At 66.3% G+C, this 10,018-nt stretch carries 10 protein-coding genes; 5 read left to right on the top strand and 5 right to left on the bottom strand.

Annotated elements, in window-relative coordinates:
* Positions 1–202 precede the first annotated feature (202 nt).
* Both ABZ479_RS10985 and ABZ479_RS10980 read right to left on the bottom strand, forming a co-directional pair.
* Complete coding sequence (locus ABZ479_RS10985; protein WP_500461276.1) at positions 203–484, bottom strand: hypothetical protein; 282 nt, start codon at positions 482–484, stop codon at positions 203–205.
* 123 nt (positions 485–607) lie between these two features.
* Complete coding sequence (locus ABZ479_RS10980; protein ID WP_500461274.1) at positions 608–1,372, bottom strand: DUF6227 family protein; 765 nt, start codon at positions 1,370–1,372, stop codon at positions 608–610.
* A 161-nt stretch (positions 1,373–1,533) separates the two neighbouring features.
* Between ABZ479_RS10980 and ABZ479_RS10975 the strand changes: the two genes are divergently transcribed.
* A complete protein-coding gene (locus ABZ479_RS10975) occupies positions 1,534–2,403 on the top strand; it encodes a PfkB family carbohydrate kinase (protein WP_500461272.1) in 870 nt (289 codons plus the stop codon).
* A gap of 28 nt (positions 2,404–2,431) precedes the next feature.
* On the opposite strand, the gene ABZ479_RS10970 is transcribed toward ABZ479_RS10975, so the two are convergent.
* The 3 genes from ABZ479_RS10970 to ABZ479_RS10960 form a co-directional block, all read right to left on the bottom strand.
* Complete coding sequence (locus ABZ479_RS10970) at positions 2,432–2,656, bottom strand: hypothetical protein (protein ID WP_500461270.1); 225 nt, start codon at positions 2,654–2,656, stop codon at positions 2,432–2,434.
* 179 nt (positions 2,657–2,835) lie between these two features.
* Positions 2,836–3,063, bottom strand: coding sequence for a hypothetical protein (locus ABZ479_RS10965; RefSeq protein WP_500461269.1), 228 nt, complete (start codon positions 3,061–3,063; stop codon positions 2,836–2,838).
* 18 nt (positions 3,064–3,081) lie between these two features.
* Positions 3,082–3,570 (bottom strand): hypothetical protein, encoded by a 489-nt coding sequence (locus ABZ479_RS10960; RefSeq protein ID WP_500461267.1) that lies wholly within the window; start codon positions 3,568–3,570, stop codon positions 3,082–3,084.
* A gap of 162 nt (positions 3,571–3,732) precedes the next feature.
* Here ABZ479_RS10960 and ABZ479_RS10955 point away from each other — a divergent pair, with 162 nt between their 5' ends.
* The 4 genes from ABZ479_RS10955 to ABZ479_RS10940 all read left to right on the top strand — a co-directional run bounded on the left by ABZ479_RS10955 (position 3,733) and on the right by ABZ479_RS10940 (position 9,987).
* The gene (locus tag ABZ479_RS10955) at positions 3,733–4,164 is read left to right on the top strand and encodes a very short patch repair endonuclease (RefSeq protein WP_500461266.1); all 432 of its coding nucleotides are present in this window, start codon (positions 3,733–3,735) and stop codon (positions 4,162–4,164) included.
* A 254-nt stretch (positions 4,165–4,418) separates the two neighbouring features.
* Positions 4,419–6,971 carry a Z1 domain-containing protein gene (locus ABZ479_RS10950; protein WP_500461264.1) on the top strand — a complete coding sequence of 851 codons (2,553 nt, stop codon included), beginning with the start codon at positions 4,419–4,421 and terminating at the stop codon, positions 6,969–6,971.
* Complete coding sequence (locus ABZ479_RS10945; protein ID WP_500461261.1) at positions 6,968–7,993, top strand: PD-(D/E)XK motif protein; 1,026 nt, start codon at positions 6,968–6,970, stop codon at positions 7,991–7,993. The genes ABZ479_RS10950 and ABZ479_RS10945 overlap by 4 nt, the downstream gene beginning before the upstream one ends.
* Positions 7,990–9,987 carry a hypothetical protein gene (locus tag ABZ479_RS10940; protein ID WP_500461258.1) on the top strand — a complete coding sequence of 666 codons (1,998 nt, stop codon included), beginning with the start codon at positions 7,990–7,992 and terminating at the stop codon, positions 9,985–9,987. The genes ABZ479_RS10945 and ABZ479_RS10940 overlap by 4 nt, the downstream gene beginning before the upstream one ends.
* Positions 9,988–10,018 lie beyond the last annotated feature (31 nt).

Here is a 10,018-nt window from a genome sequence, read left to right as displayed (position 1 = left end):
CTGTGTTTGTTGTGGGAGTGGTGCTCCGCGTTGTCCCCACCCGTCGGGGCGGGGGGGCCCGCCCCCCCCCCCCCCCCCCCCCGGGGGCCCCCCCCCCCCCCCCCCCCCGGCCGCGTACGACCGCACCGACTCCGGCGGTCCTGGTGACTCCCCCCGTCAACCAGGGCCGCCGGTCCTCTTCGAGGCGACGTCCCCGTCGCCGCTACGGGACGACGAAGTTGTAGATCTCCGAGATCCGGGGCGGTCCGGTCGGCTCCGGGAAACCGGACTCCTTGGCGGCGGGCATCATGATCTCCATGAAGGCCTCGAGCGCCTGCGCGGACTGCCAGACGTTCACCAGCCGCAGCCCCTCGTTGGTGATCACGGCGGCGTGGGAGAGCAGCCCGGACGGCGGATGCTCGGGCCCGAACCCCGCGCGGTGGTTCGCCTCCTCGTACTGCAGGGCCGTCACACCGGGGAAATCGACCTCCGCCAGGACCGGCATGGGAACCTCCCGCCTCCCAACGACACGCCTACGCCCCAATTTCCTCCGGCTGCACCCCGGCCGCAATCCGGAACGCGGCCGGGGACAGGGTCGGAACGGGGCGGGCGCGCGGTGAACGCGTGGTCAGAGCGCCTCGAGCCGTACGTCCGCCGAGTCGCAGGCCGCCGTCTCGTCGGAGTAGACCTCGCACACCGGCCGCCCGTCGGGGGTCATCGTGTGCTCGACCTCCCAGAGGCTGATCTCCTCGCCGGTCTCCAGCAGGAAGGCGTGCTCGTACAACGTCCAGCCGGCGACCCGGCCGGTGCCGATCCGGGTGTGCCGGCCGGTGACGTACGCGATGTCGTGGCCCACCGCCGAACCCAGCCGGCTGCGCAGGTCCTCGCCGGGCACGTCCGTGTTCTCGGCCCGCCGCAGCACCCGCCACGCGTGCTCGGCGGAGTGCTCCGCCGTGTACTGCCGGGGCCCGGGCGTCAGGTCCATCGCCAGCTGCGGCAGCCGTGCCAGCCAGTCCGCCGCCTCCGCCTCCAGCTCCTCCGGGGAGGGCTCGCCGAAGCGCGCGTCGATCGTGTGCTGGGCGACGGCCAGCGTGTCCGGGTCCGAGTAGACCTCGTACAGCGGCTCGTCGCCGTCGGGGCCGGTGTTGTGCTCGATCTCCCACAGCAGCTGCGTACTGCCGTCGGCCAGCAGGAACGTGTGCCGCAACGTCCTGCGGCTCAGCCTGCGCGGCGGGCCCTTGCGCTGGCGGAAGGACGCCAGCTCCGTGCAGCCCATCAGCGCGGTCGCCAGCCGCCCCAGCACGTGGTCGTCGACGTCGAAGGCGTTCTGCGCCCTGGCCAGCACCACCTCGACGTCCGCCGGACCCGCCCCACCTGGTCGCGCGTTCCCCATGCGGTCCTCCTGCTCACGGCATTCCCCGCGCACCATTGCGAGCACTCAGCGTAGTGGCATCGACGCGCTGCGCGTCGGGTCTCCCGGAAAAATGGTGCACCCCCACCCGTAGGAGGCGCGTAAAACGCGAAACGCACGCCCCCTGCTGCCACTATGCGCCCATGCGCGCACTCTTCGTAGGCCTCTGCACCCTCGATGTCATCACCCTCGTCGACCACGTCCCGGCCCCGAACGAGAAACTCACCGCCCCCACCCAGACCGTCGCCGCCGGCGGCCCCGCCACGGGAGCCGCGGCCACCTTCGCCCACCTCGGCGGGGAAGCCGTCCTGCTCACCGCCTTCGGCGGCCACCCCCTCGCCGGCGCGATCGACGCCGACCTCACGGCCCTCGGCGTCGACGTCATCAACCTCACCGCGGACTCCCCCGAACCCCCCGCGGTCTCCACGATCCTGGTCACCGCCGCCACCGGCGAGCGCGCCGTCGCCTCCACCAACGCGGCCTCAGGGACGTCCGTCTCCCCGCCCGGGGACCTCTCCGTGCTGGTCGGCGACGCCGACGTCGTCCTCGTCGACGCGCACCACCCCGCCCTCGCCGTCCCCGCTGCCCGGCTCGCCCGCGCCGCCGGGGTCCCCACCCTCCTGGACGCGGGCAGTTGGCGTCCCGCGACGCCCACCCTGCTCCCCTACGTCGACGTCGCCGTCTGTTCCGCCGACTTCCACCCCCCGGGTACCACCACCCCGGCCGAGGCCCTGGCCTTCCTCCACGACGCGGGCGTGCGCTGGACCGCCGTCACCCGGGGGCCGTCCCCCATCCTCCGGCCCGACGGGCAGATCCCCGTCCCCGCCGTCAGCCCCGTCGTCGACACCCTCGGCGCCGGAGACGTCCTCCACGGCGCCCTCGCCCACCACCTCGCCGCCCACGTCACGATCCGCCTCACCCCGCCCGCCTTCGACGCCGCCCTCGCCTTCGCAGCAAGCATCGCGTCCCGCTCCTGCACCTCCTTCGGCACGCGCACCTGGATGCGCGCCTGAGGGGGCCGGGGCGGGGGTGCCTGGTGCGTCAGGAACGCCCGCGGCTCCGCCCCGCGAACAGCGAGAACAACACGACGCTCACCCCGAGCACGGCCCACCCGACGGCGGTCTCCGACAGGGAGGTCTGCGTCCGCTTCGGCAGCAGCGACAGGCACCCGAGCACGACGAACATCGCCGCCAGGTAGCTGAGCCCCGCCGTCAGCACCCACCGCATCAACCGGCCCGACCGCGCGCTCGGCGACTTGTTGCCCATGGGGATCCCGCCCTGTTCCTCGACGATGCCGCAACACCCGGAAGGCCGTTCAACCCCGGCCCCTCCGCAGTGCTTCAACGCCCGCCCACCGTCCCCGACACGGGCGTACGAAGTCACGAATTCACGGGTGTTGCTCACGAGGCTGGTGTGAATGAGCTAGCGACGGCGGCCCGGGGAGCTCACCGCTCGCGCGACCTCGTGAGCCAGAAGACGAGAGCGGCGATCGCAGTGCCGATCACGAACACCAGCCAGCCGACCTCGCCGTCGGAGAAGGAAGCCTGCGTGGCATCCGGGAGCAAGGCCAGGCCGACAGGCACGAAGATGGCCGCGACCATGTAGCTCCCGACGAGTGTCAGCACTCCGCGAAGAATCCTGCTGCGCATCGCTGGTTGCACGCCATTGCTCATTCTGGTGCTCCGGTCTTGCTATTTGATGATGTTATGGCACTGGGTTCCACGCTTGGCTCCGGCGGCGAAGAAGTCGGCGCACGCCTTTCCGTAGTGCTTCAACGTCCGTCGAGTCGTGTCGATGCGGCCCATCGAGCTCAGATCTGCGCAGCTCTGATGCACCGGGCCCTTGCTGACGAGGTACGTGCGGCCATCGGTGTCCGAATACCGCCAGTCAATGTGCCAGTTGCACCAACGGCCACCGGCCGTGTCAGCGCCGAGGGTGTCCTGAATGGACGCCTCCTGTCGGGTGATGGTGCGTCCCGAGCCCTGGATGAAATGGCCGATGGAGGTCGTCGGCAGACAGAGTTCGACGCCCTTGGCGTCGAAGCAGAAGCCGGTGACCTTCCCATAACCCACGGCGCTCGCCGACGCCGGCGTCGAGAAGCTGATCACCGTGGCCACTGCCGTCGACGTCGCCAGGCCGACCTGCGACACGTAGCGCGTCACCGCGTTGGCTCGACCCATGGGATCCCTCCGATGCTCTTGATGTCGTGACGCACCAGGAACGGCGGATCCGATTCGGGCGATACGTGGTGTTGCGTGTCGGTGACACAAGGTCGCTCGGGGGAGTGGTGCAGGAACCTTTAAGCCACAGTTCTGCCACTGTCGGCCCGCCATACTGGAGCCATGGCCCCGATAGCATCGTCACCCGCCGTGGCGGCGCGCATGAGCAGACAGGCTTCCCGCGACACGTCCCAGGAGCTTGCCGTTCGGCGAATCCTGTACGGCAGCGGTTTGCGCTACCGGGTGCACGTTCCCGTTCCCGGGATGCCCCGAAGAACCGTCGACATCGTCTTCGGCAAAGCGAAGATCGCGGTCTTCCTGGACGGTTGCTTCTGGCACGGCTGTCCTCAGCACGCCACGAGTCCGCGCTCGAACGCCGAATGGTGGCGCACCAAGCTCGACCGGAACATGGCGCGAGATCGTGAGACGACGACGCACCTGAGCTCCGCGGGGTGGACGGTTCTGCGCTTCTGGGAGCACGAGTCCCCCGACGAAGTGGCGCGTCGGGTCGCCGATGTCGTGGCGGCCAGGCGCGTGTCGGCCCGACCGTCCTGACCTCGATGCCCCGAGCAGCGAGGAGCGCCTGCTCAATCTGGGCGCACGCCCTTGATGCTCCGCGTGGCTGTGCCCCATCGTGACCTCTACATACGTATCGGTCCACTGCTCACCCAATGTTGTGTAGATATTGTGTGGGAGGGGTGGGGCGGCGAGGAACCCCAGGATGCGTGCTGTTCGTGGGGTGAGCCTGCGGTCGGCGGGTCTTGTGGCTTCGGTGACCTCGCGAGCGAGAGTGGGGAGTGGACAGTTCCATGGGCGACGAATTCGATGGCATGTATGACACGTTCAGGGCGCTCTTGGACGCATTTCCACCGTCGGAGGCGGTCAAGCGCATCGAGCAGTTCGGCGTGAGTCCGGACATCGTTCAGCGCATCCGCGAGCTTCACGAGCAGCAGACCATTCGGATCAAGGAGCTCGAAGAGCCCCATGCGGTGGTCATGGGCAACCGTGACACCTGGTACACGGGCCCGCAGGCCAAAGACAGGTGCTGGCCAGCGATCGTCGATCTGCTACGGAAGGACGGTTGGTCGGAGCAACCCGCGATCGGCAGCCTTGACGACTCCTCCACTCGGGTCGTGTCGCTACTCAACCATCCGAAAGAGAGGGTGTTTTCCACCCGCGGTCTCGTCGTCGGTTACGTCCAGTCCGGTAAGACGACCAACTTCACTTCGGTCATGGCCAAGGCCGCCGACAGGGGCTACAAGCTCTTCATTGTCCTGGCTGGCATCCACAACGGGTTGAGGCGCCAGACCCAGGCGCGGCTCGTACAGCAGCTCGTGGAACCGAATCCTGCCATGTGGTCACAACTTACAGGGCTGGACAAGGATTTCACCCCGCAAGAGAACCCTGCCTCCTACTTCGGCAAGAGCAACAAGACGCATGTTCTGTGTGTCGTCAAGAAGAACGCCACAGTGCTGCGCAAGCTGGCGGCGTGGCTCGAGAAGGCCTCGGACTACCTTGAGGATTGTCCTGCGCTCATCATCGACGACGAGGCCGACCAGGCCACTGTCGCCACAAAGTCGATCAATCCGCTGATCCTGAGGATCATGGGCTCCCTGCCCAGGAGTGCCTACGTGGGCTACACGGCTTCACCCTTCGCGAATCTGCTGATCGACCCGGGTGCCGAGGACCTCTATCCCCGGGATTTCGTGGTCAATCTACCGAAACCACACGGACACTTCGGTACAGAGGTCCTGTTCGGTCGGTACGCACTCGACGGTGATGACCCTGAGCAGATCGATGATGGTCACGACATGATCCGTTCTGTTCCGGACGACGATGTGTCGTCCGTTCGTCCTGAGACCAGGGCAGAAGTCGAGGGATTCGAACCGTCCATCACCGACACTCTGCGGAAGGCGATCGAGTACTTCTGGTTGGTCACGGCAGCGCGACGGGTTCGAGGTACAGGCAACCCGCACAGCACGATGCTGATTCACACCAGCGTCAACACAGCTGTGCACAACAGTTTCAAGGAGCCGCTCGAGCACCTCAGGGATCGAGCTGCGAGGGCGCTCGACGACTCCCGGTTCCTGTTGCGACTGAGTGAGCTGTGGGAAGCCGAGACCGGTCGTGTCCCGGCGGAGGCATTCGGCGAGACGAAAGTGGGATTCGAGGAACTGCTGGCCCAGTTGCCGGGAGTGCTCGAGAGCTGCCGCGTCATCATGGACAACTCCAACAGTGAGGACCGTCTCGATTACGAGAACGGGCCGGTCGTGGCGATCGCCGTGGGGGGTAACACCTTGTCGCGCGGCCTGACTTTGGAGGGGCTGTCGGTAAGTTACTTCGTTCGTGCCGTCTCGGCGTACGACACTTTGCTTCAGATGGGCCGGTGGTTCGGGTTCCGGAACGGCTATGCCGACCTTCCCCGGATCTGGATGACCGATGAACTGGCCGAGTGGTTCAGGCATCTGGCCACGGTCGAGACCGAGATGCGACGTGACATCGACATCTATATGACCGAGGACGAGACGCCGCTGACCTTCGCCGTTCGTCTTCGTACACATCCCGCTCTGCGTGTGACCGCGGCGGCCAAGATGCGAGACGCGGTGACGGCAGCTTCTTCGTACGGTGGCAAAAGGGTCCAGACCCACTACTTCCACACGAACGCTGATTGGCTGCGACGGAACATCGACGCGGCACGGGTCCTGGTCGGCGCCTCGTCCGCGAACGCGGTGCGCGTCGATGCGCGACCCGAGGAGGGTCGGTACATCTTCCGCGATGTGCCGTACGACGTCGTGACCGGCTTCTTGTCGGACTACGCGTTCCACGAGAAATCCCCGGAAAACGACGCCGAGTTGATTACTGACTACATCCGCAAAAGAGTGACCACAGCCGGTTCGCTGCGTCGTTGGAACGTTGCCGTGGTCGGCAACCCGCAGGGGGAGGGGTTCAGCTTCGGCAGTGGCGTCACAGTGGGTCGCAATGTCCGCGCGCGTCTCGCCGTCACGGGACCGACGTTGGATTTTGCGGACATCAAGACCTTGATGAGCCGGCGTGATGCGGCCGTGGACCTCAACGGCAACATCGAGAAGCTGACCGAGCAGGGCATCATGGACGAACGTCGCGTCCAGCTCCCGGACACCGGTCTGCTCGTGCTCTACCCGATCGACAGGATCTCCGCGCCCAGTCCGTCGAAGCATCTACGCGCGCCGTTGGATGCAGAAGAACATGTCATCGGCGTCGGTCTCGTATTCCCGGAGCCGACTGAAGGCGACAGCGCCGTAGTGAAGTACATCTCGGCGAACCTGTCCAATGTGCGGATCGAGGACGAGGACTACAGCCTGCTCGACAGCGAGGAGGCATGAACGACGACATGCTCCGCTTGCTGCTGGACGAGCGCTGGGAAGCCCTCGGCGCGGAGCCTGCCACCGGTGAACGCAAGCTGCGGGTCTCCCGGCTGCCCGTCTCCGTCGCTCACGGGTCGGTGGCCGTCGGAGTGGATCACGAGGGTCACCGCCATGTCCTTGTGCCGGTCCAAACACACAGCAAGGTGCGCACCGGGCTCGACGGGCCGGTCCTGCTTTTGCGCAAGCGCGCCCTTGAGGACGAGAACACCTACGAGACCTATGCTGACCTCGGCTGCCTACGCGACGACCTCAACGATCTGTTCACCGACTTGTGCGTGGACGCACTGAGCGCAATTAGGGAATTTCCTGAAAATCCGATCAAGGCACTCTACGGCGTTCTCGACAGGTGGAGGGCTCTTTTTCGCACTCATGGCACACCACTCGGAGCGGAGCAGCTCGCGGGACTGTTCGGTGAGCTGACGGTACTCGAACGGCTACTGCGAAAAGATTCCAGTGCTCACCGAATCTGGCGAGGGCCTCAAGGACATCGCCACGACTTCTCGGCCGGGTCTGTCGCGATCGAGGTCAAGTCCACCACGGCCTCAGCCGGGCGGCGGCCGAGGATCCACGGCCTCGAACAATTGGAGGCTCCTGAGGGCGGCACCCTGTGCCTGGCATGGTTTCGGCTTCGCCCGGTGGCTGCCATCGAACAGGGGTGCGCTTTCCCGGAGCTGGTGGAGCGCACGTTGAGGCTGTGCGACGACGAACCGGCGCTCCTCGAACTCCTCGGGGCAGCTGGCTACCACGCCTCGGACACGGACCGCTACCGCGGTGTGCGTTTCGTGATCGGAGAGGAGAGATGGTACCGAGTGGACACCGACTTCCCCTCCCTGACGAGGCAGGCGCTCTCGACTGTGGCCGTACCGGTGTCCGTGCTGGATGTCGAGTACACGGTCGATCTTTCCGGCGAAGTGCCTGCGCCCATGGAATTCCCTCAAGTCGCCGAGACCATCGATGCAGTGATTCAGGAGCCCGCGTGAGCACCCCCCGCTGGTATTCACAGCCGTATCCGCCGGAAGGTGCCAGTGCCGCCGAAGGGATCCGCAATCAACTCGGGCGTCCTGAACTGGACCTCCTGACCATCCTGGTGCGCGAATCTGCCCAGAACAGTTGGGATGCCCGGCTGGGTGATTCCTTCGGTCCGGTCGACTATGCCATCGACCTGCGGACCGTGGGGCCGGCGCACACCGGCGTCTGGCGGGAACTGCTTCTCGAGGGTGCACCTGTGGCTGCAGACAACTTTCCCCTCCGGGAATCGCTGCGAAGGGGTTCAGTCCGTATCCTTGCCGTGTCCGACCGGGGTACTCGAGGGCTTGGTGGGCCCACTCGCGCGGACAATGCCGTCGGGCCCGAGCGTGACTTCGTTTCCTTCATACGCAACATTGGTGAGCCCCGCGATACCGAACTCGGCGGCGGTACGTACGGTTTTGGAAAAGGCATCTTCTACCTGTTGTCGAAGGCCGGTACGGTTCTCGTGCACTCCCGTTGCCGGACTGCCGACGGTGGATATGAGACCCGGCTCATTGGTTGCACACTCTGGAAGAGCTACGTGGCCATCGACCCGCATGGTGAGCGTCGCCACACAGGTCGGCACTGGTGGGGGGACACTTCTGGCGAGGTGGTGGAACCCTTGGTCGGCCCGGTGGCGGAGGCCGCAGCCCAACGTCTGGGGCTGCGTCCCTTCGATGCTCAGGAAACCGGAACGACCGTTGTCGTCGTCGATCCCACGTTGGACAATCTTGAGCCGGCGGAGGCGGCGGACTACCTGGCCGAGACAATTGCCTGGCACCTCTGGCCCAAGATGATCTCCGTCGACGGTAAACCGGCGTCGATGACCTTCTCGATCACCCGCGACGGGGTTCCTCACCGTGTTCCGAACCCGAGGGACACCCGGCCGCTCAACATGTTCGTGGCGGCCTACGAGGCCATGATCGGCCCCGAGGGTTCCGATCTGGCATGCATGCGTCCGAAGCGTCATCTTGGTCGGTTGGGGTTGGTGAAAAGGATCCAGCCTCCGCTGGAGCCGACGCGCGCTTCCCGCATGCTCGACATCGAGGACATGGTTCACCACGTCTGTCTGATGCGTCCGGCGGAGCTTGTTGTGACCTATCACCCGGGCCCCAAGCCGCCCAGCGTGAACCAGGGGTACGCCGGAGTCTTCCGAGCCGACCGGTCCATGGACGAGATCTACGCAAAGGCCGAACCGCCCACGCACGACGCGTGGAACCCGCAGTCGCTGGAAAGGCCCGAGAGCACCTTTGTGCTCACGACGTTCCGTCGTATTGGCGAGGCGCTGGACGGGCTCCTTTCCCTCGGAGGTGTCACTCGCCCGGGGGCGAGCAGCATCGCCCTTGGCGCAGCCAGCTCCTTCTTCTCGGGTCTAGTGGGTGGGGCATGGGGCATCGGGGGGGCAACCGCGTACTCCAAGCCGGGGAGCACGGTGAGCCGCGCCTCGAAATCGGATGAGTCAAGCGACGAGGCCGACGGCGAGTCCGTGGGTGGTTTGGTCTCGGACTCGTTCGCCTCCGGTGGAACGCGAGGCGACGTGGACCCCTTGGAGGCAGCGCGGACGCTCGGTTCAAGGCAGCCTCCTGTCGGCGACGCGCCGGTGGTTGTGGAATCGGGGGGGCGAACACGGAGACCGCGAGTGCAGTACGTCCGGGAGCCTTACTACGACGACCGTGGTGAAACAAGCCTGCTCGTTCAAGAGTTCAGATTGCCTGTGTGGGGGCCGCAGCGAGTCCGCATCGATCTGGCCGTCACGTTGCCCGGTAGCGGTGGCCGGGAGACCGATCCGCCGATCGGGGCGAGCATGCCGGTGCTCGTCGGCTGGGAGGACGACCAAGGTCGTCTCCACCCCTCGGAAGTCCACGTCATCGAAGGCGGGGAGTCCGTCTGGCGTGCCCTGGTACGTCCTGCTCCAGACACCATGACGGAGATAAGCATCAAGGTCGAGGCGGTGAGGACGCCGTGACACGACGGGTTTTGCCCTACCGGGTCCCGAG

It is taken from the genome of Streptomyces sp. NPDC005722 (genome assembly GCF_040630935.1).
Classification (GTDB): domain Bacteria; phylum Actinomycetota; class Actinomycetes; order Streptomycetales; family Streptomycetaceae; genus Actinacidiphila.
This window is presented reverse-complemented; position numbering and strand designations above follow the sequence as displayed.